Origin of the sequence: Sphingomonas sp. AP4-R1 (assembly GCF_013113735.1) — a bacterium.
Taxonomy (GTDB): domain Bacteria; phylum Pseudomonadota; class Alphaproteobacteria; order Sphingomonadales; family Sphingomonadaceae; genus Sphingomonas_I.
This window is the reverse complement of sequence record NZ_CP053346.1, coordinates 435,110-458,265: the sequence shown is the minus strand read 5'-3', so window position 1 is coordinate 458,265 and position 23,156 is coordinate 435,110. Positions and strand designations below refer to the sequence as shown.

23 protein-coding genes and 1 pseudogene are annotated in these 23,156 nt (G+C 67.6%); 14 read left to right on the top strand and 10 right to left on the bottom strand.

Features of this window, described 5'->3' with window-relative positions:
- Nucleotides 1-151: 151 nt before the first annotated feature.
- Genes HL653_RS02165 through metW form a run of 3 tightly spaced genes read left to right on the top strand, consistent with a single transcriptional unit; the run spans nucleotide 152 to nucleotide 2,285 of the window.
- Complete coding sequence (locus HL653_RS02165; protein WP_171746729.1) at nucleotides 152-1,267, top strand: homoserine O-acetyltransferase; 1,116 nt, start codon at nucleotides 152-154, stop codon at nucleotides 1,265-1,267.
- A complete protein-coding gene (locus HL653_RS02160; RefSeq protein WP_171743050.1) occupies nucleotides 1,264-1,701 on the top strand; it encodes a GNAT family N-acetyltransferase in 438 nt (145 codons plus the stop codon). The genes HL653_RS02165 and HL653_RS02160 overlap by 4 nt, the downstream gene beginning before the upstream one ends.
- Nucleotides 1,698-2,285: a methionine biosynthesis protein MetW gene (gene metW, locus HL653_RS02155; RefSeq protein ID WP_171743049.1), complete on the top strand. Its 588-nt coding sequence runs from the start codon at nucleotides 1,698-1,700 to the stop codon at nucleotides 2,283-2,285. The genes HL653_RS02160 and metW overlap by 4 nt, the downstream gene beginning before the upstream one ends.
- Before the next feature lie 161 nt (nucleotides 2,286-2,446).
- On the opposite strand, the gene pheT is transcribed toward metW, so the two are convergent.
- The 5 genes and pseudogenes from pheT to rpmI all read right to left on the bottom strand — a co-directional run bounded on the left by pheT (nucleotide 2,447) and on the right by rpmI (nucleotide 7,030).
- A complete protein-coding gene (gene pheT / locus HL653_RS02150; protein WP_171743048.1) occupies nucleotides 2,447-4,819 on the bottom strand; it encodes a phenylalanine--tRNA ligase subunit beta in 2,373 nt (790 codons plus the stop codon).
- Nucleotides 4,816-5,910, bottom strand: coding sequence for a phenylalanine--tRNA ligase subunit alpha (pheS, locus tag HL653_RS02145; protein WP_171743047.1), 1,095 nt, complete (start codon nucleotides 5,908-5,910; stop codon nucleotides 4,816-4,818). Before pheS ends, pheT begins: the two co-directional genes overlap by 4 nt.
- Before the next feature lie 125 nt (nucleotides 5,911-6,035).
- Nucleotides 6,036-6,326, bottom strand: a pseudogene (locus HL653_RS02140) (GIY-YIG nuclease family protein); the annotation flags it as partial.
- Nucleotides 6,327-6,435: 109 nt separating this feature from the next.
- Nucleotides 6,436-6,813, bottom strand: coding sequence for a 50S ribosomal protein L20 (rplT, locus tag HL653_RS02135; protein ID WP_171743045.1), 378 nt, complete (start codon nucleotides 6,811-6,813; stop codon nucleotides 6,436-6,438).
- 13 nt (nucleotides 6,814-6,826) lie between these two features.
- Nucleotides 6,827-7,030, bottom strand: a complete 204-nt coding sequence (gene rpmI / locus HL653_RS02130; protein ID WP_171743044.1) for a 50S ribosomal protein L35 — start codon at nucleotides 7,028-7,030, stop codon at nucleotides 6,827-6,829.
- A gap of 154 nt (nucleotides 7,031-7,184) precedes the next feature.
- Between rpmI and HL653_RS02125 the strand changes: the two genes are divergently transcribed.
- On the top strand, nucleotides 7,185-9,323 hold the full coding sequence (locus HL653_RS02125) for an AsmA family protein (RefSeq protein ID WP_171743043.1): 2,139 nt from the start codon (nucleotides 7,185-7,187) through the stop codon (nucleotides 9,321-9,323).
- Nucleotides 9,324-9,428: 105 nt separating this feature from the next.
- Here the strand turns inward: HL653_RS02125 and hisN are convergent, their stop codons facing one another.
- Nucleotides 9,429-10,196, bottom strand: a complete 768-nt coding sequence (hisN, locus tag HL653_RS02120; protein WP_171743042.1) for a histidinol-phosphatase — start codon at nucleotides 10,194-10,196, stop codon at nucleotides 9,429-9,431.
- A 162-nt stretch (nucleotides 10,197-10,358) separates the two neighbouring features.
- Entirely contained in the window at nucleotides 10,359-12,191 is a 1,833-nt protein-coding gene (locus tag HL653_RS02115) for a PDZ domain-containing protein (protein WP_216599939.1), read from the bottom strand.
- A gap of 61 nt (nucleotides 12,192-12,252) precedes the next feature.
- Here HL653_RS02115 and HL653_RS02110 point away from each other — a divergent pair, with 61 nt between their 5' ends.
- On the top strand, nucleotides 12,253-12,873 hold the full coding sequence (locus HL653_RS02110; RefSeq protein ID WP_171743041.1) for a hypothetical protein: 621 nt from the start codon (nucleotides 12,253-12,255) through the stop codon (nucleotides 12,871-12,873).
- 11 nt (nucleotides 12,874-12,884) lie between these two features.
- On the opposite strand, the gene HL653_RS02105 is transcribed toward HL653_RS02110, so the two are convergent.
- Complete coding sequence (locus tag HL653_RS02105; protein WP_171743040.1) at nucleotides 12,885-13,820, bottom strand: ribose-phosphate pyrophosphokinase; 936 nt, start codon at nucleotides 13,818-13,820, stop codon at nucleotides 12,885-12,887.
- A gap of 126 nt (nucleotides 13,821-13,946) precedes the next feature.
- Nucleotides 13,947-14,750: a LytTR family DNA-binding domain-containing protein gene (locus HL653_RS02100; protein WP_171743039.1), complete on the bottom strand. Its 804-nt coding sequence runs from the start codon at nucleotides 14,748-14,750 to the stop codon at nucleotides 13,947-13,949.
- A 133-nt stretch (nucleotides 14,751-14,883) separates the two neighbouring features.
- Here HL653_RS02100 and HL653_RS02095 point away from each other — a divergent pair, with 133 nt between their 5' ends.
- Nucleotides 14,884-15,399 carry a DUF2306 domain-containing protein gene (locus HL653_RS02095; protein ID WP_171743038.1) on the top strand — a complete coding sequence of 172 codons (516 nt, stop codon included), beginning with the start codon at nucleotides 14,884-14,886 and terminating at the stop codon, nucleotides 15,397-15,399.
- Nucleotides 15,400-15,511: 112 nt separating this feature from the next.
- Here HL653_RS02095 and HL653_RS02090 read toward each other — a convergent pair whose 3' ends face one another.
- Nucleotides 15,512-16,198, bottom strand: coding sequence for a glutathione S-transferase family protein (locus tag HL653_RS02090; RefSeq protein WP_171743037.1), 687 nt, complete (start codon nucleotides 16,196-16,198; stop codon nucleotides 15,512-15,514).
- 110 nt (nucleotides 16,199-16,308) lie between these two features.
- On the opposite strand from HL653_RS02090, the gene HL653_RS02085 reads away from it, so the two are divergent.
- From HL653_RS02085 to ribH, 8 genes are all read left to right on the top strand, one after another.
- Nucleotides 16,309-16,872, top strand: coding sequence for a TetR/AcrR family transcriptional regulator (locus tag HL653_RS02085; protein ID WP_171743036.1), 564 nt, complete (start codon nucleotides 16,309-16,311; stop codon nucleotides 16,870-16,872).
- A gap of 71 nt (nucleotides 16,873-16,943) precedes the next feature.
- A complete protein-coding gene (locus HL653_RS02080) occupies nucleotides 16,944-18,074 on the top strand; it encodes an acyltransferase (RefSeq protein ID WP_171743035.1) in 1,131 nt (376 codons plus the stop codon).
- Between the two features lie 13 nt (nucleotides 18,075-18,087).
- Nucleotides 18,088-19,425 carry a glutamate--tRNA ligase gene (locus HL653_RS02075; protein ID WP_171743034.1) on the top strand — a complete coding sequence of 446 codons (1,338 nt, stop codon included), beginning with the start codon at nucleotides 18,088-18,090 and terminating at the stop codon, nucleotides 19,423-19,425.
- Between the two features lie 129 nt (nucleotides 19,426-19,554).
- Nucleotides 19,555-19,920, top strand: a complete 366-nt coding sequence (locus HL653_RS02070) for a hypothetical protein (RefSeq protein WP_171743033.1) — start codon at nucleotides 19,555-19,557, stop codon at nucleotides 19,918-19,920.
- 17 nt (nucleotides 19,921-19,937) lie between these two features.
- On the top strand, nucleotides 19,938-20,939 hold the full coding sequence (gene ribD, locus HL653_RS02065) for a bifunctional diaminohydroxyphosphoribosylaminopyrimidine deaminase/5-amino-6-(5-phosphoribosylamino)uracil reductase RibD (protein WP_171743032.1): 1,002 nt from the start codon (nucleotides 19,938-19,940) through the stop codon (nucleotides 20,937-20,939).
- Between the two features lie 58 nt (nucleotides 20,940-20,997).
- Complete coding sequence (locus HL653_RS02060) at nucleotides 20,998-21,612, top strand: riboflavin synthase (protein WP_171743031.1); 615 nt, start codon at nucleotides 20,998-21,000, stop codon at nucleotides 21,610-21,612.
- Nucleotides 21,596-22,717, top strand: coding sequence for a 3,4-dihydroxy-2-butanone-4-phosphate synthase (gene ribB / locus HL653_RS02055; RefSeq protein ID WP_171743030.1), 1,122 nt, complete (start codon nucleotides 21,596-21,598; stop codon nucleotides 22,715-22,717). The genes HL653_RS02060 and ribB overlap by 17 nt, the downstream gene beginning before the upstream one ends.
- Nucleotides 22,717-23,136: a 6,7-dimethyl-8-ribityllumazine synthase gene (gene ribH, locus HL653_RS02050; RefSeq protein ID WP_171743029.1), complete on the top strand. Its 420-nt coding sequence runs from the start codon at nucleotides 22,717-22,719 to the stop codon at nucleotides 23,134-23,136. The genes ribB and ribH overlap by 1 nt, the downstream gene beginning before the upstream one ends.
- Nucleotides 23,137-23,156: the final 20 nt, after the last annotated feature.

Below are 23,156 nucleotides of genomic sequence, written 5' to 3'. Positions count from 1 at the left end.
CTTCCGGCCCCGTGCCCCGCCAACACCGTCATCCCGACTTTCGTCGGGATGACATGGGAGGAATGTCCGATAACGAGGCTCTTCCACCGCCCCGCGCGTTGACACGCGACCGGCCCGGACCTAGCCGCGCGCGATGCTCGCAGCACCTGCCATGGACGATCAGCGCTTCGGCCTCAGCCGGCTGGTGACCCTTTCCGGGCCGCTATTGCTGGACGGCGGTGCCAGCCTCACGTCGATCGATATCGCCTACGAAACCTACGGTACGCTCAATGCGGACGGGTCGAACGCGATCCTGATCTGCCATGCGCTGACCGGGGACCAGCATGTCGCCTCGGTCCATCCGCGCACGGGCAAGCCCGGCTGGTGGTCGCGCATGGTGGGAGATGGCAAGCCGATCGATCCGGCGCGCCACTTCATCATCTGCTCGAACGTGCTGGGATCGTGCATGGGATCGTCCGGCCCGGCCGCGATCGATCCGGCGACGGGCGCGCCCTATGCGATGCGCTTTCCGGTGATCACGCTGCGCGACATGGTGCGCGCGCAGGCGCTGTTGCTCGATCATCTCGGCATCTGGAGCCTCGCGGCCGTCGTCGGCGGATCGATGGGCGGCATGCAGGTGCTGGAATGGGCGGCGACCTATCCGGCGCGCGTCCGCTCGGCGGTGGTGATCGCCAGCGCCGCGCGGCATTCGGCGCAGAATATCGCCTTCCACGAGGTCGGCCGGCAGGCGGTGATGGCCGATCCCAACTGGCGCGGCGGCAATTATTACGGGACGGGCGAGGGGCCGTCCGCCGGCCTCGCGGTCGCGCGCATGGCCGCGCACATCACCTATCTCTCGGAAGCGGGGCTGACCGGCAAGTTCGGCCGCCGCCTGCAGGCGCGTGACGCCAAGACGTTCGGTTTCGATGCGGACTTCCAGGTGGAATCCTATCTGCGCCACCAGGGGCTGGCGTTCGTCGATCGCTTCGACGCGAACTCCTATCTCTATATCACCCGCGCGATGGACTATTTCGATCTGGCCGAGGAGCATGGCGGGCGGCTGGCCGATGCGTTCAAGGGATCGAAGGCGCGCTTCTGCCTCGTCAGCTTCGATACGGACTGGCTCTATCCCACCGCCGAATCGCGCGCGATCGTGCACGCATTGAACGCGACAGGCGCTGCGGCCAGCTTCGTCGAGCTGTCCGCGCCTTATGGGCATGACAGCTTCCTGCTCGACGTGCCGGAGCTGTACCGCGTGGTCGACGGATTCCTCAGGGCCAACGCATGACCTTCACCCTTTCGGACGACAAGATGCTGCTGGATGTCGCGCGCATCCATGACTGGCTGGCGAACAGCTACTGGTCGCCGGGCATCGCGCGCGAACTGGTGGAAAAGGCCATCGCCGGATCGCATTGCGTGGGCGCTTATGATGCGGCGGGCGCGCAGATCGGCTTCGCGCGCATGATCACCGATCATGCCACCTTCGCCTGGCTGGCGGACGTGTTCGTCGACGAAAGCACGCGCGGGCAGGGCGTAGGCCGGGCGATGGTCGGCTGGTTCCTCGATCGGCCCGATTATGCGGCGATGCGCCGGGTCGGCCTCGTCACCGCCGACGCGCATGGCGTCTATCAGGCGCTTGGGTTCCACGCCGTGCTGCGCCCCGATCGCTACATGGAGCGGCTGTCGCCCGAGGCGGCGGCGTTGCTGAAGGCCGCGTCATGAGCCTGCGGCCCGATCTCCAGATCATCGCCAACAATGTCGATCGCGGCGCGCGCGTGCTGGATATCGGCTGCGGCGACGGCGAGCTGATGGCGAGCCTGCGCGATCTGTGCGGCGTGGATGCGCGCGGGCTGGAGCTGGATCCCGCCAACGTCTCGCTCGCGGTGGGGCGAGGCCTGTCGGTGGTGCAGGGCGATGTCGAGACCGATCTCGCTTATTATCCCGACAATGCGTTCGATTATGCGATCCTGAGCCAGACGCTGCAGACCGCGCGCTCGCCCGATCGCGTCCTCTCCGAACTGCTGCGGATCGGATCGCGCGCGTTCGTCTCCTTCCCGAATTTCGGCTTCTGGCGGGTGCGCGCGTCGTTCCTGTTCGGCGGGCGCATGCCGGTGACGCCCGCGCTGCCGGTCAGCTGGTACGAGACCGAGAATATCCACCAGCTGACGATCGACGATTTCCGCGCCTTCATCGCCGAGCGCCGCGTGACGGTGGAAGGGGAGTGGTTCCTCTCCGGCGCGCGCGCCGTGAAGGGCGGGGCGGCCAACCTGCGCGCGGAACATGCGGTGTTCCTGCTGCGGAAATAGGGGGCTGCGAGAGAGATGCTCTTCTCTCTCCGTTCGTGCTGAGCGAAGTCGAAGCACGTGCCACGGGCGATGCCGCTTGAAGCACGTCCTTCGACTACGCTCAGGACGAACGGGTTGGGGTAGGGCAGCCCGAGAAGAGCAGAGCGAAACGGACCGGGGCTTTACCCCCGCAGCTTCGCGCCGGCCTTCTCCGCTGCCGCCACGATCTTCGCCGAGATCGCCTGCAGCTCCGCATCGGTGAAGCTCTTCTCGCCCGGCTGCAGCGTCACCGACACCGCCAGCGATGTCTCGCCCTCGGCCAGTCCGGCGCCTTCGAACAGATCGAACAGGGCCACGTCCACGATCGCGGTCTTGTCCGCGCCGCGGATCGCGCGGAGCAGGCTGTCGGCGGCCATCGTGCGCGGAGCGAGGAAGGCGAAGTCGCGCGTCACCGCCTGCAGCGGCGGCGGCGCATAGGCCGTCCGCATCCGCCCGCTTTCGCGGCGCGCGGGAATCGCGTCGAGATAGATTTCCGCCGCCACCGCCGGCGCGTCGAGGTCCAGCGTCTTGAGCAAAGAGGGATGCAGCTCGCCCAGCTCGGCCAGGATCGTCTTCGGCCCCAGACGCAGCGAGGCCGAGCGGCCCGGATGCCAGATAGTGCCAGTCACCTCCATCACCTGCAGGCGATCGGCGGGAGCACCCGCGGCGGCGAGCAACGCCACAACTTCGGCCTTCGCATCCAGCGCGTCGAAGCCGCCGGGTTTGCCCGTGCGCCAGTCGCGCGCGGCGCGATCGCCCACCAGCAGCAGGCCGAGCGTCGCGCGCTCGCCCTCCTTCAGATAGCGGCGGCCAATCTCGAACAGGCGGATGCTGGCGGCACCGCGCGCGCGATTGCGGCGCGCGGCCGCGATCAGGCCGGGCAGTAGCGAGGGGCGCATCGCCTTCATGTCGGCGCTGATCGGATTGGCGAGCGTCCAGGCGGACCCACCGAAGGCGGCCGCATCGGCCTCCGACAGGAAGCTCCACGTGATCGCCTCGTCCAGACCGCGCGCGGCAGCGGCGCGGCGCATGCCGCGCTCCAATTTCTGTTCGGCGGTCGCGGTCGGCTTCGCCACGCCCTCGGAGCGGGGCAGCGCCACCGACGGGACATTATCCAGCCCCTCGATGCGGACGATTTCCTCGACGATGTCGGCCACGCCGTCCACGTCGCGACGCCAGCTCGGCGCGCTGACCGTCCAGCTGCCGTCTACGCCGAAGCCCAAGCTCTGCAGGATCGCGCGCTGGCGATCGGGCGCCACCTCGATCCCGGCCAGACGCAACGTGGCGGCGGGCTCATATTTGAACGTGTGGCGGCCGAGCGGGGGCTCGCCCGCTTCCATCGCCTCGGTCGGCTTGCCGCCGCAGATTTCGGTGACGAGCCGGGTGGCGAGGGCGAGGCCGTCGCCCAGGAAGGCCGGATCCACGCCGCGCTCGAAACGGGCGCGCGCATCGCTGGTCAGGCCCAGCTTGCCGCCGGTGCGCGCGATCGTCTCGGGTGTGAAATAGGCGCACTCGATCAGCACGTCGGTGGTCGTCTCCGACACGCCCGATTCCTCGCCGCCCATGATGCCGCCGATATCGTGGACATGGGCGTCGTCCGCGATGACGGTCATCGTCTCGTCGAGATCGTAGCTCTTGCCGTTCAGCGCCAGCACCGTCTCGCCCGCCTTCGCCTTGCGCGCGACGAGGCCGCCGGACAGCTTGGCGAGATCATAGACGTGCAGCGGGCGGCCATGATCCAGCATCACATAATTGGTGATGTCGACCAGCGCCGAGATCGGCCGCTGGCCCACCGCGATCAGGCGGCGCTGCATCCAGTCGGGCGAGGCGCCGTTGGTCACGCCCAGCACGGCACGGCCGAAGAAAGCGGGGCAGCCTTCGGGGTCCTGGGTGGCGATGGTGACGGGCAAAGCCACGTCGCTGCGGATCGTCGGCACGTCGAGCGGCTTCAGCCGGCCGAGGCCCGCCGCCGCCAGATCGCGCGCGATGCCGCGCACGCCCATGCAATCCTGCCGGTTGGGCGTCACCGCGATATCGATCACCGGATCGGCCAGCCCCGCATAATCGGCGTAGAGCGTGCCGACCGGGGCGTCGTTGGGCAGCTCGACGATGCCGTCATGGCTCTCGCCCAGCTCCAGCTCGCGCAGCGAGCACATCATGCCGTTCGATTCGACGCCGCGGATCGCCGCGACGCGCAGTTCCATGCCGTTGGCGGGGACGACCGCGCCCGGCTGGCCGAAGATGCCGACCAGGCCCGCGCGCGCATTGGGTGCGCCGCAGACGACCTGCAGCGGCGGCTTGCCGTCACCGGCATCCACCGTCAGCACCTGAAGCTTGTCCGCCTGCGGATGCGCCGCCGCCGTCAGCACGCGCGCGATGGTGAAGCCGCGCAGCCGGATCGCGGGATCCTCGACGCTCTCCACCTCCAGCCCGATGCGGGTGAGCGCATCGGCGATCGCGGACACGTCCGCCTCGGTGTCGAGATGCTCCTTGAGCCAGGACAGGGTGAACTTCATGCGCCCACTCCTCCGCTCAGCGTGGGTACGTCGAGCGCGCGGAAGCCATAATGGCGCAGCCAGCGCAGATCACCGTCGAAGAAGGCGCGCAGATCATCCATTCCATATTTCAGCATAGCGAGGCGATCGACGCCGGTGCCGAAGGCGAAGCCCTGCCACTCGGCCGGATCCAGACCGGCGGCGGCGATCACCTTGGGGTGGACCATGCCGGAGCCCAGCACCTCCATCCAGCCGCCATTGGGGCCGGTGGGATCGCCGCCGATCACGCGGCGGCCCTTCTCGATCGAATAGCCGACATCGACCTCCACCGAAGGCTCGGTGAAGGGGAAATACGAGGGGCGCAGGCGCAGCACGATATCGTCACGCTCGAAGAAGGCCTTGAGGAAGGTCTCCAGCGTCCAGCGCAGATGGCCGAGATGGATGCCGCGATCGATGACGAGGCCCTCGATCTGGTGGAACATCGGCGTGTGGGTGGCGTCACTGTCCGACCGATAGACGCGGCCCGGCGCGATGATGCGGATCGGCGGCTCGGCATCCTTCATCGTGCGGATCTGCACCGGCGAGGTATGCGTGCGGAGCAGCATCCTGCGACCCTCGGCGTCCACATCGGGAAAGTAGAAGGTGTCGTGCATCGCGCGGGCCGGATGGGTTTCCGGAATGTTGAGCGCGGTGAAATTGTGCCAGTCGTCCTCGATCTCCGGGCCGGTGGCGACGGCGAAGCCCAGATCGGCGAAAATCTCGGCCAGCTCGTCCATCACCTGGCTGACGGGGTGGACGGAGCCCTGCGCGCCCGCGCCGACGGGCAGCGACATGTCGAGCCGCTCGGAAGCGAGGCGCGCGTCGAGCGCGGCCTGATCCAGCGCGGCCTTCCGCTCCGCGATCGCATCGGCGACGGCGGCGCGCAGGCCCTGGATGGCGGGGCCCTTCTCCTGCCGCTCCTCGGGCGACATCGCGCCGAGCGTCTTCAGCAGCGCGGTGATCGTGCCGGACTTGCCGAGCGCGCGCACGCGGATCGCCTCCAGCGTGTCGGCATCGGCGGCGGACCGGACCTCGTCGACGAGGCTGGCACTCAAGGTTTGGACGTCGCTCACAACAAATCCTCGTCATCCCCGCGGAAGCGGGGATCCATGGACGGCAGCCCGTCCTGTTGAAGTCTCATATCCGTGGATTCCCGCTTTCGCGGGAATGACGGGGAGGAAGTATCAAGCGGATCGAGGCCAAGCATCGTCACCGCCAGATCTTCCCAATGGGGGTTCCGCTCCTCGATCAGGCTGAGCTTCCAGGCGCGGTTCCATTTCTTGAGCTGTTTCTCGCGCCCGATGGCCGAAGCCATATCCCCGTGCATTTCGAACCAGACCAGTCGCGCGACCCCGTAGCGGGAGGTGAAGCCGGGGATCAACCCTTCACGATGCTGATGCAGACGTTGCAACAGGTTCGAGGTGACGCCGATATACAAGGTCCCGGCGCGGGCGCTGGCCAGAATATAGACGACCGGCGCTCGCTCCATGGCGCTGCGATACTGGATTCCCGCGTGCGCGGGAATGACGATGGAGCAAACAAAAAGGGCGCGGCACCCTTCGGCGCCGCGCCCTTCATTCGTTCAGCGAACGATCGGATTACGCCGCGACGCGGGCGTCTTCCGGAAGCGCTGCCTTCGCCTGGGCGACGATCGCCGAGAAGGTGGCGGCTTCGTTCATCGCCAGATCGGCCAGGACCTTGCGGTCCAGATCGATGCCGGCCAGCTTCAGGCCGTGCATGAACACACCGTAGGTCAGGCCTTCGGTGCGGACGGCGGCGTTGATGCGCTGGATCCACAGAGCGCGGAAATTGCGCTTGTTCACCTTGCGGTCGCGATAGGCGTACTGCCCGGCCTTCTCCACCGCCTGGCGGGCGATGCGGATCGTATTCTTGCGACGGCCATAATAGCCCTTCGCGTCTTCCAGAATACGCTTATGCTTTGCGTGCGTGGTTACGCCGCGCTTGACGCGTGCCATGTCCCGCTACTCCTTACTTGAGGCCGTAGGGCGCCCAGCGCTTCACCGTCGCCGTATCGGCGTCGGAAAGCACGGAGGTGCCGCGGTTCTGGCGGATATACTTGGCATTGTGGCTCATCAGCCGGTGCCGCTTGCCCGCCACGCCATGCTTCAGCAGGCCGGTGGCGGTGAGCTTGAAGCGTTTTTTAACGCCGCTCTTCGTCTTCAGCTTGGGCATTTTCGTCTCCTTGTCGAGGCGATCAGGAACGGCCACGGCAGCCCACACTAGCCGGGCAGTTCTCGCGATAATCGCTTGGAAGCGCGCGCCTATAGGCAAGTCGGAACAGATTCGCAACCGGAACCGACGAACGCGACGAACGGTTTGTGCGCTCATGGTCGATCTGTCTCACCCTCCGTCCGCACGGGACAGCAGTCCGGCCGATGCGCCGCCCCCGCCCGCTCCGGCGCCGGTGCGCGACCCGGCCAGGACGGCGATCGCCTCGGTCGTCTCGGTGGTGGCCACGATCTTCGGGCTGATCTTCCTGGCGTGGCTGGTGCTGTTCGTCACCAAGGGCCGCTTCCTGAAGCATACGTTCGAGCGGGTCGCGAGCCGCTATATGGAACGCGACATCCGCGTGGCTGGCGACTTCAATTTCTATTTCGATCCGATCGACGTGAAGTTCCTTGCCGAGGGCATGACCGTTTCCAATCCCGACTGGGCGAAGAAGCCCAATCTGTTCGCCTCCAAGCTGATCGACACGCGGATCGAGACGCTGCCGCTGATCTTCGGGAAGAAGCAGATCGAATGGCTGAACCTGGTCGACGGCACGGTCGATCTGGAATGGGACAAGGCGCACAAGCGCAACAGCTGGACGTTTGCGGGCGACACGCCGTTCCAGATGCCGCTGATCCGGCGCGCGGCGGTGACGGGCACCGACATCCACTATGACGATGCCGCGATGCAGATCTTCGCGGACGTGCATTTCGATCCGATCAACGCGAAGGACAGCCGCTTCGCCAACAATATCCTGTTCACCGGCAAGGGCACGGCGCGCGGCAACCCCTTCACGCTGAACGGCAGCCAGACCTCGCCCAACGCGCTGATGGCGGGCGGGCGCAACCAGTTCGAGCTGCATGTTCGCGCCGCGCGCACCAGCGTCGACGTGTCGGGTACGCTTCCGGCCGCGACGCAGATCGAGGGTGCGGATCTCGCCGTGCAGGTGCGCGGGCGCAATCTGCGCAACCTGTTCGATCTGGCCGGCATCGCCGTGCCGGATACGCGGGCCTATCGCCTGCGCTCGCACCTGACGAAGCGCGGACAGGATTATGAATTCACCCGCATCGCCGGGAGCTACGGCAATAGCGACATCGGCGGTGCGATGACGGTCACCGTGCCGCGCACCGGCACCGAGGATCGCCTGTTCCTGAAGGCCGATCTCGCCAGCCGTCTGGTCGACATGATCGATATCGGGCCGTTCATCGGCTACAATCCCGACAAGCTGGCGACGCAGGGTGCCACCGCCGCCGCGACCACCCAGCATGCGCGCGGTGCCTATCCGCGCATCCTGCCCGACGCGCCGCTGCGCGTGGACGCGATCAAGGCCTTCGATGCGAAGGTCACCTACAAGGTGGCCGACATCAGGCAGCCGTTCGTGCCGATCTCGAACATCCTGCTCGGCCTCGATCTCGATCATTCGCTGATGAAGCTGAGCCCGCTCAACTTCGATATGGCGGGCGGCCATGTCGACAGCGACATTTCGATCAATGCGCGCCAGCCCGCGATCGTCACCGATTACGATATCCGCATGTCGCCGACGCCGATGGGCAAATTGCTCGCGCGCTTCGGGGTCAATGATTCGGGTACGACCGGCACGATCAAGGCGCGCGTGAAGATGACGGGCACCGGCAACACGGTGCGCGATTCGCTCGCCACGTCCAACGGCCGCATCGCCGTGATCCTGCCGCGCGGCACCTTCTGGACCAGCTACACCCAGCTGTCCGAATTCGACATCGGCACCTTCGTGCAGAAGATGTTCGAGAAGAAGCTGAAGGAGCCGGTGCAGATCAATTGCGGGCTGATCGGCTTCACGGTGCGCGACGGCATCGCGGCGGCCGATCCCATCCTGATCGATACCAGCAAGAATGTGATGACGGCCAAGGGCGGCTTCAGCTTCAAGGACGAGTTGCTCAGCTTCGCCTTCCGCGCGGACGCGAAGAAGTTCAGCGTCTTCTCGGGCCAGTCGCCCGTGGGCATCGGTGGCCATTTCGCGGCGCCCTCGTTCCAGATCGTCACACCCGAACTGCTGCTGCGCGGCGGGGTGGGCGTGGCGCTGGGCGTGCTGACGCCGCCGGCGGCGCTGCTGGCGTTCGTCGATCCGGGCGATGCGAAGGCGGCGGCCTGCGGGCCGGTGCTGGCCGGCGCGAACGCGGCCGCCCAGCGCACCCTCAAGGGCGAGCCGCGCAAGGATATCGGCAAGGGCAAGAGCGCCGACGTGAAGGCGGAGAAGGACAAGAAGCCGATCAAGCTGTGACCTTCATCGTCATCCCCGCGAAAGCGGGGATCCATCGCCAGCAGGCTTTTTCGGCTTGATCCGGCGGCGTGCTTCCATGGATTCCCGCTTTCGCGGGAATGACGGTCAGGAAGCCAGCACCGTCACGGCCTGCTCGATCAGCGCCGGATCGCCCGCCGCGATCACGCGGCCGTCGCTGTGGCGGTCGAGCGGCTGGCCCTGCCAGTCGGTCATGCGCCCGCCGGCGCCCTCCACCACGGGCACGAGCGCCGCGAAATCATAGAGCTTGAGCCAGGATTCGACGACCAGATCGACATGGCCCGAGGCGACCAGCGCGTAATTATAGCAGTCGCCGCCCCAGATCGTGTCGCGCATTTCCCCGCGCAGCCGATCGAAGGCGGGCTGGTCTTCGGGCGCGAACAGATAGGGGCCCGTCGTCGCCATATGGCCGGCGGCGAGCGTGGCGCAGGCGCGCGTCTTCACGGGCGCGCCGTTGAACAGGGTCGGCCGCCCCTTGGCGCCCAGCCAGCGTTCGCCCGAAATCGGCTGGTCGATCACGCCCAGCACCGGGCGATCCTCCTCCAGCAGCGCGATCAGGGTGCCGAACAGAGGCCGCCCGGCGAGAAAGGCGCGCGTGCCGTCGATCGGATCGATCACCCACTGGCGCGGCGCCTCTTCGCGGGTGACGCCATATTCCTCGCCGATGATGCCGTCCTGCGGGCGTTCTTGCTCTAGGATCGCGCGGATCGCGGTCTCGGCGGCGCGATCCGCCTGCGTCACGGGCGAGGCATCGGCCTTGGTCTCGATCGTGAAGCGCGCGCGGAAGAAGGGGCGGATCGCCGCACCCGCGGCATCCGCCAGCCGCCCGATCAGCTGGATATCATCGTCGGTCATGGGGACTGCCTAGCCGGTCGCGATGTCCCAGCCTAGGCGGGATCGATCGAACCAAAACCCGTTCGTGCTGAGCTTGTCGAAGCACCGTTCCTCTTCTTCGCAAGGTGGAAAGAAAGAACGGCACTTCGACAAGCTCAGTGCCCCACGGGTTTTGGGAGAGGTTCACGCACTATCCCGGAAGGCGCCCAGCCGGCTCTCCAGCGTGGCGATGCGTTCCTCCAGCTCGCGATTGCGCGCGATATGCCCGGCCATGCGCGCGTCGCGCTCGCGCACGATGCGGATGGCGAGCGCGATCGGCGCGGCGATCTCGGCCAGTGCCTTGCGCTCGTCCTTGCCGAAGAAGCTGCCGTCGGGGCGGGGCCCCAGCAGGATCCAGCCGATCATGCCGGGTTCCTCGTCGCCCAGCCGGATCCGCACCGGGAAGAGCGGATCGTCGCGGTCGCCTTCCAGCCGGTTGCCCGGCTCCGGCTGCCAGTCCTGCGCCCAGGTAAGAACGGTCTCGCCGGTCAGGCCGGGCGACGTCAGGGGATGGAAGCCCCCATTCTCGCCGCGCAGCAGGATCGCGACATGGCGCGTCCGGATCCCCTGCCGGATGCGGTCCAGCACGCCCGCCAGCAGCACGTCCAACGTCGCGAATTCGCGCAGATCGCCCACATGCTTCGGCAGATCGTCGCGCAGCGCCACGATCTCGCCCTGAAAGCGCAGTTCGGTCCAGCGGCGCACGCGCTTGTTGAGCGGCGCGATCAACGTGGCGGCGATGGCGGCGCCGAAGCCCGCCGACATGGCGCGCGCATTCTCGCCGAAGGATTGCGCGCTCAGCACCTGCACCACCTTGTCGGTCGCGGCGAAGGTGGGACCGAGCAGCAGGGTGAGGAAGGTATAAGCGGCGGAGCGGCTGATCAGCGAATCGGCGTCGTAGAGGCGCAGCCGCAGCAGCGAGAGCAGGATGCCGGCCTCCAGCGCGATCGCGGCGAAGCTGCCCGCCAGATGCGAGGCGAGCGAGAACCAGGCCGACATCGCCACCGTCGCGCTGGCCGCCGAGATCCGCTCCAGCACCAGCGAGACAAGCCCGAACAGCACCCAGCCGACCGTGCCCAGCATGATGAGCTTGATCTGCTGCCGCTCCGCGCCGGGCGGGGTCGAACGATAGCGCAGGTAGAAGGCGCCGGCCGCCGCGATCAGGAAGGCGAAGAGCAGCAGCTGCCGCAGGCCGATCGCGGCTTCCACCGTGGTCGACTGGAAGGACACCAGCTCGATCACCGGGATCAGCGGCGTCAGCCAGATCGTCCAGCGCGGCACGAAGCGCCCGTTGGGATAGATCAGGATCGTGGTGAGGAAGAGCATGTGGCGCACCGACGAGAAGCCGGTCAGCGCCAGCCCCGCATCGGGCCACAGGAACAGCAGCCCGTTCTCCAGTGGCACCGCGCACAAGGCCAGCATCGCCGCCACCGGATCGGTCGGGCGGCGGATGAAGAGCAGCAGCGCCGTAGCCAGCGCCAGCACGGCATCCAGCATGCGGAAGCCGAACACCGTCCAGCTGCGGATCGCGAAGGTGAGCCCCGATCCGGCATAGGCCTGGTCGATATAATGGGAATTGCGGGTGAGCGTGATCGTGCGCGGCGACGCCTCGCCGGTCTGCACGGTCAGGCGATAGGTGCTGCCGTCGGGGCCTGCGAGCAGCGACTGGATCGCATCCAGATCGAAATAGGGGATCGCGCGACCGTCGATCGCGATCAGCCGGTCGCCCGGCAGCAGGCCTCTGGCGCGCGCCTCGTCGCTGAAGGGGGCGACTCGCGTCACCACATCGTTGCCGCCCGGAAAGCGCAGGCTGGCCGCGAAGGTCGGCCCGACCGAGGCCTGCGCGTCGCGCTGCTGGCCGTAGGCGGTGACGATGCCGATCGCCGCGATCAGCAGAAGCACCGCCATCAGCGCGCGATAGAGGGTCAGCGTCAGCCCGCTGAGTTGCTCGACCCGGAATTCCGAACGCCGCGCCACGACCGCAATCCCCCCAGACCCCGCTCGCGATGCTGGAGGGCGGCGGGGCGGGCGTCAACCGATGAGGGGCGGCAGCGGTGGGCGGGCGATCATGTCGCTTGGCAACATCGAATCCCGTGTGACAGTTGGGATCAATGACGAGGGGGCGAATATGATCGGGTTCACGGCAGCGTTATGGATCGCCCTCCAGGCGGCGGGGGCGGTTCCGGCTCCTGAGGCCGAAATGCTCGAAGCGCCTTTGCCCTCCGGCTTCAAGATCGGCTTCGCTGACAAACAGAGCGGCCAGACGATCGAGGAACGCGTACCCGTTCGCGAAACAGTCGAAGCGTGGTCGAGGATGATCACCGTTCAGCGCTTCTCCGGACTTGCCCGGATCGGGCCTCATGCGATGCTGGAAAAGCTCGGCTCCCTCATGATTCAGGCTTGTCCCGGAGCCATTGCGGATCCGATCGAGGACGCAAGCGATGGCGGTCATGTCACAGCGGCGTTCCGCGTGACGTGCCCACTCAACCCGGCGACGGGAAAGCCCGAGACGATGTTGGCACGTGCCTTCGCGGGGGATGCGGACATCCACCTCGTGCAATATGCCTATCGCGCCATTCCCAGCCCCAAGGAGGCGAGCGCCGCTACGGCCTATCTCGGCTCGGTCCGCCTCAAAAGCGGATCATCGAGCGGGAAATAGGCCGACGGGCCTCAGTCGAACAGCGAGGAAACCGAGCTTTCGTCGGCGATGCGGCGCACCGCCTCGGCCAGCAGCGGGGCGATCGTGTTGACGCGGATCTTCTGCGCGCCGGCCACCGCCACATTGGGCGCGATCGAATCGGTGATCACCAGCTCGCGCAGCGCCGAACCCTCGACGCGCGCGACCGCGCCGCCCGACAGCACGCCGTGCGTGACATAGGCGACGACATCCTCGGCGCCCGCATCGCGCAGCGCCGCGGCGGCGTTGCAGAGCGTGCCGGCCGAATCGACGATATCGTCGATCAGGATGCAGAAGCGGCCGGTGACGTCACCGATGATGTTCATCACCTCGCTCTCGCCGGCGCGCTCGCGGCGCTTGTCGACGATGGCGAGGGGGGCGTTGTTCAGCCGCTTGGCGAGCGCACGGGCGCGCACCACGCCGCCGACGTCGGGCGAGACGACCATCAGATTCTTGTCGCCGAAGCGGGCTTTGATATCCTCGGACATCACCGGCGCGGCGTAGAGGTTGTCGGTCGGGATATCGAAGAAGCCCTGGATCTGGCCGGCGTGCAGATCCACCGACAGCACGCGGTTCGCGCCCGCGGCGGTGATCAGGTTGGCGACCAGTTTGGCGGAAATCGGCGTGCGCGGGCCGGGCTTCCGATCCTGGCGGGCATAGCCGAAATAGGGGACGACGGCGGTGATCCGGCGGGCCGAGGCGCGGCGCAGCGCATCGATGCAGATCAGCAATTCCATCAGATTGTCGTTGGCGGGGTAGCCGGTCGACTGCAGCACGAACACGTCTTCGCCGCGCACATTCTCGTGAATCTCGACGAAGACCTCTTCGTCGGCGAAGCGGCGGACCGACGCATCGGTCAGCGGCATGTCCAGATAATCGGCGATCGCCTTGGCCAGCGGCCGGTTCGCGTTGCCGGTCAACAATTTCATCGCGTGGGGACCCCCGGGGAATTTTCGCGCCCGCTCATAGCCACGAGAGCCCATTTGGCAATCGCGTTACACATTGTTTGATGATGCGCCTGCCGGCGCGCGCCCTTCCGCGCGTTTCGCAACCCGCTACAGCCACCCTTTCGATCGGAGCAGGGCCACGCTGTCCCGCGCGACCGGCACGTCCAGTCCGTTGGACAGGCGCAGCAGGATCGCCCGATCGCGCCGCTCGGTGGCGGCGACGGCGGTGCGGGCGACCCACCAGCTGCGATGCACGCGCTCACCCTCGATCCCCGCGACCTCGGCCACCGCATCGCGCATCCGCATCAGGATCAGGGTGGAGCCGCGCGCCGTATGGGCACGGACATAATGATCCTCCATCTCCAGACACATCAGATCGCGGCCCAGATGCGGCGGCAGGCGATCGAGGAAGGTGGCGGGCGGCTGCGGTGCGGGGGGTGTCGGCGCGGCGACGGGTACGGAATCGGAGGGCGGCTGCGGCGCATTCGCGTCGATCGCGGCCGTGGCGAGGGCTGGGGCGGCTGGCGGCTGGCGGCGCGAGAAGAGCAGGACCTGGATCGCCGTGGTCAGCCCGCCGACCAGCAGCACATAGGGGTAGGAATGCGCGAGCGCGGCGGGATCGAGCCCTTCGCCGAACAGCGCGCCGGTCATCACCGTCACCGGAACGGAGGCGACGATGCAGGCCAGCGCCATCGCGAGCGTCAACGGCAGATGCGCCTGTTCGGACAGCGAGCGGCCGGCGCCGATCACGGGCCGGAAGCAGGCATAGCCGCCGATCGCCATCGCCAGCCAGATGCCGACGCGCGCGGCCACCGGCATGGCGAAGGTGCCGAACGGCCCGAGCAGGCCCAGAATCAGGCCGAGCCCGGCCATCACCAGCAATTCGGCCGAGATATCCTTCAGGCGCGCCATGGGGGGACCTGTACCATCGGCGCTTCGCGAACGGTACATCCACGGCATCGGCGAAGGGCGGAGCGCGTTTGACGCAGGCGCGCTTGAGGGCGAACCGCGCGCTGCCATGGCGAGGTCATCGAAGGAGACCTGCATGACCAGCCTCGCCGCCACCGCCCCGATCCCTCTGCCTGCCATCCCGCATCCGCTCCGCTGGCTGATCGCGCTGACGGCCGGGATCGTGAGCGCCCTGATCCTCGCGGCGCTGGTGCGTCATGTCGCGACGGGATCGCCCACGCTGTCAGCCCGGTCGATCTGGCTTCCGATCCATCTGGGCGCGGCGATCCCGATCGTGCCGCTGGGCGCCTGGGTGCTGGTGCGCCGCAAGGGCGATCGGCTGCACCGCCTGCTGGGGCGGATCTGGGCGGCGCTGATGATGGTGGTGGCGCTGTCGAGCTTCGGGCTGGTCGGGATGCTCGGGCATCTCGGACCGATCCACATCCTCTCGCTGGCGGTGACCGTCGGCATTCCGCGCGCCGTGTGGCTGGCGCGCGCAGGCCAGATCCGGGCGCATCTGCGCGGTATGGTCATCATATACGGCAGCGCCGTCGCCGCCGCGCTCTTCGCCTTCGTGCCGGGGCGCGTGCTGGGCGCGTGGCTGTTCGGGTGAGAGGCTTTCAGGTCCGTTTGCCCTGAGCCTGTCGGCCGTTCCTTTCCGGAGCGCGGGGTCCGAGAAGAAGAACGGTGTTTCGACAGGCTCAGCACGGACGGTTTGGAGGGTATCAGAAGCCGAAGCGGCGCAGATCCTCGGGCAGGAAGGACTGGCCGGACCGGTTGCGCACGCTCGGCAGAGCGGAGACGCGCTCGCGCCATTCGGTGAGCGCGTTGCAGTCGGCCGGGATCGCGATGCCCGCCGCGCCCGCGAAGTTCAGCGCGGCGAAGGCGGTGATGTCCGCCATCGAGAAGCGGTCGCCCGCCAGATAGGGCCGGGTCTGCAGCATGCCATCGAACTGGTGCATCGCGCGCACCGCCTTGTCGCGCTGGCGCTCGCCCCATTCCTTGCGGCCCGCCCAATCGGGGCTGGTGTAGGGGATCATCGCATCGCCCAGGCCGGGCGTCGCATAATGGAAATAGCCGTCCACGCCGTCCATCAGCTCCACTTCGGCGCGCTTCTGCATCATGTGGATCATCGCCTTCTCGCGCGGCGTGGTGCCGGTAAGCGTGGGCGTGCCATCCAGATTGTCGAGATATTCGGTGATCGCGGTCGATTCCGAAATCTGGGTGCCGTCCTCCAACTCCAGCACGGGAATCTTGCCCGACGGATTGATGGCCAGAAACGGCGCCTGCTTATGCTCCGCCCCGATCAGATCGACGCTCACATAGTCCACCCGATCCTCGAGCCCCTTCTCGGCGACGACGATGCGGATGCGGGATGGATTGGGAAAACCGGCGCGGTCGTAAATCTTCATGGTCTGCCTCCTTATCGAATCTATCTACCACTAGATAGGTGACGGCGGCGCTAAAGGCCTTTCCAGATCCGATGTCAAATACTATCTACCGATAGATAGATTGGAACGACATGGCGACCACCGACACCAAGCAGCTCATCCTCGATACCGCCCAGCCGATGGTGCAGGCGCATGGCTATAACGCGCTCAGCTTCCGCGATGTGGCCGCAGCCGTGGGCATCAAGAGCGCCAGCATCCACTATCACTTCCCCACCAAGGGCGATCTCGGGGCGGCGCTCGCCCGGCGCTATACCGAGGCGGGCAGGGCCGGACTGGCGCGGATGCGCGAATCGTCCGCCGATGTGCCGGGGCTGGTGGCCGGGTTCATCGGCGTGTTCCGCGCCGCGCTCGCCAACGGAAATCGGATGTGCCTGATCGGCATCATGTCCGCCGAGCATGACGATCTGCCCGACGCGGTGAAGGCCGAGGTGGCGACGTTCAGCGACGTGTGCGTCGCCTGGCTGCGCGACGTGCTGGCGATTGACGGGGCGGCCGACGGGAAGACCGCCTCCGATCGGGCCTTCGCCATTTTCGGGGCGATCCAGGGCGCGCAGCTCGTGGCGCGCGGGCGCAGGGACATCGCCTTGTTCGATCGCATGATCGAGACCTATCGCGCCACCGGCCTGATCCCCTGACGGGCGAGCGGCTGGAAAGCGCGGGGCCACGCTGGTAAGGGCCGCCGCCTTACCGGGGGCCAGACGGCGGAATGCATAAGGGACAGGAGCGGATCGGCTATCTCGATGGCCTGCGGGGCGTCGCGATCCTGCTGACCGCCGCATGGCATTTTCTGGGCCCGATCTACCAGATGCACCTGCCTTATGGCCGCGCCTTCGAATGGTGGCCGGGGGTGCGCTACGGCTGGGCGGGGGTGAATCTGTTCTTCCTGATCTCCGGCTATGTGATCTTCATCACGCTGGAGCGCTGCACCGGGTTCGTCGATTTCATCCTGCGGCGCTGGCTGCGCCTGTTCCCCGCGATGCTGGTGGCGAGCCTGATTCTCTATGCGGCGCGCATCCCGATGGGCGACGCGATGCCGGGCGGATATGCCCAGCCGGGCGATCTGCTGCCCGGCCTGATGCTCATCAATCCGGTCTATATTCGCACCATGGGTGTGATGGCGCACAGCCTGGATGGCGCCTTCTGGTCGCTCTATGTGGAGGCGGCCTTTTACATCGTGATCGGGCTCGCTTTCTTCCGGATCGGCTGGGCGCGGTCGGTGGCATTGCTGCTGGTGCTGTATGCGCTCAGCCTGATCGTGCCGGTGCTGGTCCACCGCTATCATCTGCACTGGGCGCTGCGGCCGACTTTCTTCCTCTATCATGCCGGCTTCCAGAATTTCGGCTGGTTCGCGAGCGGCGCCCTGTTTCTGAAGGCGCGGCAGAATAGCGATCGCGGGCTGTTCTGGATGGCGCTGGCGATCGGGCTCTGCTCGGCGACGACGACCGTGCTGCCGGGCGGCATGGAACGCTCGTCGCGCGCGGCTCTGTTCGCGGGCATCCTGTTCTTCGCCGCTGTTCAGCAATGGCGCTGGCTGCAGGACCTGCTGGCGGCCAAGGGGCTGCTGTGGCTCGGCTTCGTCAGCTATCCTTTCTATCTGCTCCACAGCGCGATCGGCGTCGGGCTGATCGCGGAGATCGCGCCGCTGATGTCGGGCGTACCCGTGATCCTCGTGCCATTGCTGGTGCTGGGGCTGATGATCGGCCTCGCCTGGATCATCGCCGCCAGGATCGAACCGCCGCTCGTCCGCCTGCTCCGCCCCGTGACGGATGCGATCCGCCGGCTACTGGGCGTCGGCGCCTCGAGCCAGACCGCGCGCGTCTCCGGAGAGCCCGCCTGATATGACCCCCCCTATGACCGTCGTAACCCGCTTCGCCCCGTCGCCCACCGGGCGCATCCATGTCGGCAATATCCGCGTGGCGCTCCACAATTGGCTGTGGGCGCGCAAGCATGGCGGGCGCTTCCTGCTGCGCCTCGACGATACGGACCGGGCGCGCTCGACCGAGGAGAATGCGGAGTCGATCCGCGCCGACCTGCGCTGGCTGGGGCTGGTGCCGGATGCGGAGACGCGCCAGTCGGACCGCTTCGCGCTGTACGAAGCGCGTTTCGAGGAATTGCGCGCGGCCGGCCGGGTCTATCCCGCTTATGAGACGGGGCAGGAACTGGACCTCAAGCGCAAGATCCTCGCCGGGCGCGGTCTGCCGCCCATCTATGATCGCGCGGCGCTGGCCCTGAGCGAGGCGGACCGCGCTTCGCTGGAGGCGGAGGGCCGCCGCCCGCACTGGCGCTTCAAGCTGGATCATGACGCGCCGATCCACTGGGACGATCTGGTGCGCGGCGAGCAGAAGATCGATCCGAAGCTGCAGTCCGATCCCGTCATCCGCCGCGAGGACGGCAGCTGGCTCTATATGCTGCCGAGCGTGATCGACGATATCGACATGGGCGTGACGCATGTCGTGCGCGGCGAGGATCATGTCACCAACACCGGGCTGCAGCTGCAGATGTTCGCGGCGCTCGGCGCGGAGGCGCCGGCCTTCGCGCACGAGGCTTTGCTGACAGGCAGCGGGGGCAAGCTTTCCAAGCGGCTGGGCGCGCTGGGCGCCGATGCGCTGCGCGAGAGCGGGATCGAGCCGCTGGCGCTGGCGGCTCTGCTGGCGAAGCTCGGCACCAGCGATCCGGTCGAGCCGGTGGCGGAGGTGGCGCCGCTGATCGAGGGGGTGGATTTCGCCCGCTTCGGCCGCGCGCCCGCCCGCTTCGATCTCGACGAGCTGGCGGCGGTGAATGCGCGCACGATCCATCTGATGCCCTATGCGGCGGTCGCGGATCGTCTGCCCGAGGGGATCGGGGCCGAGGCCTGGGCGACGATCGCGCCCAACCTCTCGACCGTGGCGGAGGCGGCGGAGTGGCTGCCGGTGCTGTCGGGCGAGATTGCCGTGCCCGCGATCGGGGACGAGGATCGCGCCTATCTGGCCGAGGCGGCGGCGGTCGCACGGACGCTGGCGTGGGATGAGGGCGTCTGGCCCGCGCTGACCGGCGCGCTCAAGGCGAGCAGCGGGCGCAAGGGCAAGGCGCTGTTCCTGCCGCTACGACAGGCACTGACGGGGATGGATCATGGCCCGGACATGGCGGCGCTGCTGCCACTGATCGGGCAGGATCTGGCGGTGGCGCGGCTGGAGCGGGCGGGGGCTTAGGTTCCGCCGTCATCCTGAACTTGTTTCAGGATCCATCACCCGGGAGCCTACCACGACCGACTCGCGTGAAGCGGAGGTCAGGCCATGGATCCTGAAACGAGTTCAGGATGACGAGGGAAAAACGGAAAGGTGGCGCTGGCTTCCTCCACCCCTTATCTTCCCCGCATGGCCTATTTCCCCCGCCCCGCGAAACCCAAGGCGCTGCTTGCCGATCTGAAGGGCATGCTGGCCGCCAACCGGCGCCACAAACTGGTGTTCGGCGCGATGGCGATCGGGATGACCTCGCTGATCATCACCGGCTTCATCCTGGAGGCGCGCAACGGCGTGATGCCCGGCGCCTCGACCATTTATGCCGCCGACTGGTCCGAGAATCGCACCGATGCGGAGATCGTCAAGCAGCAGAAGATCGACCAGAAGGAAGTGAATGCGGCCAAGGCCGAGCGTCGCCGCCAGTTCCAGAAGGTGGATGACGCGATGACCCGCTGGGGTTTTTGAGCACAGATGATCGCTGGATGGCCGCCGCGCTCGCGCTCTCGGAGCGCGGGCGGGGGCTGACCGCGCCCAATCCGAACGTCGGCTGCGTGATCGTGCGGGACGGCAGGGTCGTCGGGCGCGGCTGGACCCAGCCGGGCGGTCGCCCCCATGCCGAGGCGATGGCGCTGGGCGAGGCGGGCGCGCTCGCGGAGGGCGCGACGGTCTATGCCACGCTGGAGCCCTGCGCGCATCGCAGCCCGCGCGGACCGGCCTGCGCCGATTCGCTGGCGGCGGCGCGGCCGGCGCGCGTGGTGGCGGCGATCGGGGATCCCGATCCGCGCACGGCGGGCGAGGGCTTCGCGCGGCTGCGGGCGGCCGGGATCGTGGTGGAGAGCGGCCTGCTCGCGGCCGAGGCACGGCGGGCGATGGCGGGGTTCCTCATGCGGCAGGCGCAGGGGCGGCCACTGGTGACGCTGAAGCTCGCCACCTCGCTCGACGGGCGGATCGCGCTGGCGGACGGATCGAGCCGCTGGATCACGGGAGATGCGGCGCGCGCGCATGTCCATCTGGAGCGGGCGCGGCACGAGGCGATCCTGGTCGGGCGGGGGACGTGGGAGGCGGATGCGCCGAGGCTGGACGTGCGCCTGCCGGGGCTGGAGGGGCGGGGTCCGCGTCGGATCCTTCTTTCCGCGCGTCAGTCCCGCGGAGGCGGGAATTCGGATGAGACCGGTGGACTGGGTTCCCGCGTTCGCGGGAATGACGAGGAAGTCTTGGGTGGGGTTCAGGAGATCGCTGCCCTCTCCGGCGTCGATCACCTGTTCGTCGAGGGTGGCGCCGTGACCGCCGCGTCCTTCCTCCGCGCCGATCTTGTCGATCGACTGCTGCTCTATCGCGCGCCCATCCTGATCGGCGACGGCAAGCCCGCGCTGGGCGATATCGGCCTCACCGATCTGGCCGCCGCGCACGGGCGCTGGCGGCTGGACGATGCGCGGATGCTTGGCAGCGACCGATTCGAAGCCTACCTGCGCCAGCGAAACTGACAGGCCCGACAGCATAAGTTGTTGGACTTGCCCTGATCGCGGGGCGCTTAGGAAAGATATGTTCACCGGCATCATCACCGACATCGGCACCGTCGAGGCGATCGAGCAGAAGGGCGACCTGCGCGTCCGCATCGGGACGCGCTACGACACGCAATCGATCGACATGGGCGCCTCCATCTCCTGCTCGGGCGCCTGCCTGACGGTAGTGGACAAGGGCCCCGGCTGGTTCGCGGTCGACGTGAGCCAGGAGACGGTGGCGCGTACCGCCTCGGCCGTCTGGGCCGAGGGCCAGCGCATCAATCTGGAGCGCGCCTTGCGCGTGGGCGATGAACTGGGCGGGCATATCGTGACCGGCCATGTCGACGGCGTCGGCCGCATCGTTTCGGCCCATCCGGTCGGCGGGTCGATCGCGCTGACCGTCTGGGTGCCGGACGATCTGGCGGGCTATCTGGCGGCCAAGGGATCGGTCGCGCTCGACGGCATCTCGCTGACCGTCAACACGGTGGAGGATGGGCCCGAGGGCACCGTCATCGGCCTCAACATCATCCCGCACACGGCGGAAATGACCACGTTCGCAACATTGGAGCCCGGCCGCCCGCTCAACATCGAGATCGATGTGCTGGCACGCTATCTCGGCCGGATGGAGGAGTTGAACCATGCCCGCAAGCGCTGAGATCACGCGGCTGCGCCACGCTTTCCTGTCCTCGCCCGAGGAGATTATCGACGAGGCGCGCAACGGTCGGATGTACATTCTGGTCGATGACGAGGATCGCGAGAATGAGGGCGATCTGATCATCCCCGCGCAGATGGCGACGCCGGATGCGATCAACTTCATGGCCACCCATGGACGCGGGCTGATCTGTCTCGCCATGGCCAAGGAACGGGTCGATCAGCTCGGCCTGCCGCTGATGAGCCGCAACAATGGCACGCGCCACGAGACGGCCTTCACCACCTCGATCGAGGCGCGCCATGGCGTGACCACGGGCATTTCGGCCGGCGACCGCGCGCGCACGATCGCGGTGGCGATCGATGCGGGCAAGGGGCCGGATGAGATCGTGACGCCGGGCCATGTGTTCCCGCTGGTCGCGCGGCCGGGTGGCGTGCTGGTGCGCGCGGGCCATACCGAGGCGGCGGTGGACGTGTCGCGTCTGGCGGGGCTCAACCCCTCGGGCGTGATCTGCGAGGTGATGAAGGATGACGGGACGATGGCCCGTCTCGACGATCTCGTCGCCTTCGCCCAGCGCCATGCCCTCAAGATCGGCACGATCCGCGATCTGATCGCCTATCGCCGCCGCTACGATCATCTGGTCGAGAAGATCGAGGAGGCGCCTTTCACCTCCGATTATGGCGGCGACTGGAAGCTGCTCACCTATCGCGACAAGACTGACGGCACGCACCACATGGTGATGCAGAAGGGCCGCGTGGTGGAGGGCAAGCCGACGCTGGCGCGCGTCCACGCCATCTCGCTGCTGGACGACATGCTGGGCCGGCAGGGGCCGCGCAAGCGCATGCTGCAGCGCGCGATGGCCGAGATCGGGCGCGAGGGCGCGGGCGTGATCGTGCTGCTCGTCAGCAAGGCGCCGGTGCAGGCCGCCCCGCAGGCCGAGGGCGGCGAGGATATGGACCTGCGCAGCTACGGCATCGGCGCGCAGATTCTCGCGGATCTGGGCGTGCATGAGATCGAACTGCTCTCGAACGCGCATCGCCACATCGTCGCGATCGAGGGTTATGGCATCAACGTGGTCGGTGAGCGGCCCATTCCGGAGACTTTGGGCTGATGGCACGCTTCCTGATTGTCGAGGCGCGTTTCTACACGCATCTCAATGACATGCTGATCGAGGGCGCGCGCGCCGCGCTGGAAGAGGCGGGGCACAGCCACGAGCTGGTGACCGTGCCGGGCGCGCTGGAAGTGCCCGCCGCGATCGCGATGGCGGCCGAGACGGGCCGCTATGACGGCTTCGTCGCGCTGGGCGTGATCATTCGCGGCGAGACCTATCATTTCGAGGTCGTCGCCAACGAGAGCGCGCGCGGCCTGATGGCGCTGACGCTGGACGGCCTGCCGATCGGCAACGGCATCCTGACGGTGGAGAATGAGGCGCAGGCGCTGGCCCGCGCGCGCCGCACCGAGAAGGACAAGGGCGGCGAGGCGGCCAAGGCCGCGATCGCGATGCTGGGGCTGAAAGAAAAGTTCAGCTGAGAGGGGCTGTTTGATGCGCC

Coding starts and splice junctions, on each gene's coding strand:
- HL653_RS02165 (WP_171746729.1), top strand. CDS start 152: ATGGACGATCAGCGCTTCGGCCTCAGCCGGCTGGTGACCCTTTCCGGG.
- HL653_RS02160 (WP_171743050.1), top strand. CDS start 1,264: ATGACCTTCACCCTTTCGGACGACAAGATGCTGCTGGATGTCGCGCGC.
- metW (WP_171743049.1), top strand. CDS start 1,698: ATGAGCCTGCGGCCCGATCTCCAGATCATCGCCAACAATGTCGATCGC.
- pheT (WP_171743048.1), bottom strand. CDS start 4,819: ATGAAGTTCACCCTGTCCTGGCTCAAGGAGCATCTCGACACCGAGGCG.
- rplT (WP_171743045.1), bottom strand. CDS start 6,813: ATGGCACGCGTCAAGCGCGGCGTAACCACGCACGCAAAGCATAAGCGT.
- rpmI (WP_171743044.1), bottom strand. CDS start 7,030: ATGCCCAAGCTGAAGACGAAGAGCGGCGTTAAAAAACGCTTCAAGCTC.
- HL653_RS02125 (WP_171743043.1), top strand. CDS start 7,185: ATGGTCGATCTGTCTCACCCTCCGTCCGCACGGGACAGCAGTCCGGCC.
- hisN (WP_171743042.1), bottom strand. CDS start 10,196: ATGACCGACGATGATATCCAGCTGATCGGGCGGCTGGCGGATGCCGCG.
- HL653_RS02110 (WP_171743041.1), top strand. CDS start 12,253: ATGAGGGGCGGCAGCGGTGGGCGGGCGATCATGTCGCTTGGCAACATC.
- HL653_RS02105 (WP_171743040.1), bottom strand. CDS start 13,820: ATGAAATTGTTGACCGGCAACGCGAACCGGCCGCTGGCCAAGGCGATC.
- HL653_RS02100 (WP_171743039.1), bottom strand. CDS start 14,750: ATGGCGCGCCTGAAGGATATCTCGGCCGAATTGCTGGTGATGGCCGGG.
- HL653_RS02095 (WP_171743038.1), top strand. CDS start 14,884: ATGACCAGCCTCGCCGCCACCGCCCCGATCCCTCTGCCTGCCATCCCG.
- HL653_RS02090 (WP_171743037.1), bottom strand. CDS start 16,198: ATGAAGATTTACGACCGCGCCGGTTTTCCCAATCCATCCCGCATCCGC.
- HL653_RS02085 (WP_171743036.1), top strand. CDS start 16,309: ATGGCGACCACCGACACCAAGCAGCTCATCCTCGATACCGCCCAGCCG.
- HL653_RS02080 (WP_171743035.1), top strand. CDS start 16,944: ATGCATAAGGGACAGGAGCGGATCGGCTATCTCGATGGCCTGCGGGGC.
- HL653_RS02075 (WP_171743034.1), top strand. CDS start 18,088: ATGACCGTCGTAACCCGCTTCGCCCCGTCGCCCACCGGGCGCATCCAT.
- ribD (WP_171743032.1), top strand. CDS start 19,938: ATGGCCGCCGCGCTCGCGCTCTCGGAGCGCGGGCGGGGGCTGACCGCG.
- HL653_RS02060 (WP_171743031.1), top strand. CDS start 20,998: ATGTTCACCGGCATCATCACCGACATCGGCACCGTCGAGGCGATCGAG.
- ribB (WP_171743030.1), top strand. CDS start 21,596: ATGCCCGCAAGCGCTGAGATCACGCGGCTGCGCCACGCTTTCCTGTCC.
- ribH (WP_171743029.1), top strand. CDS start 22,717: ATGGCACGCTTCCTGATTGTCGAGGCGCGTTTCTACACGCATCTCAAT.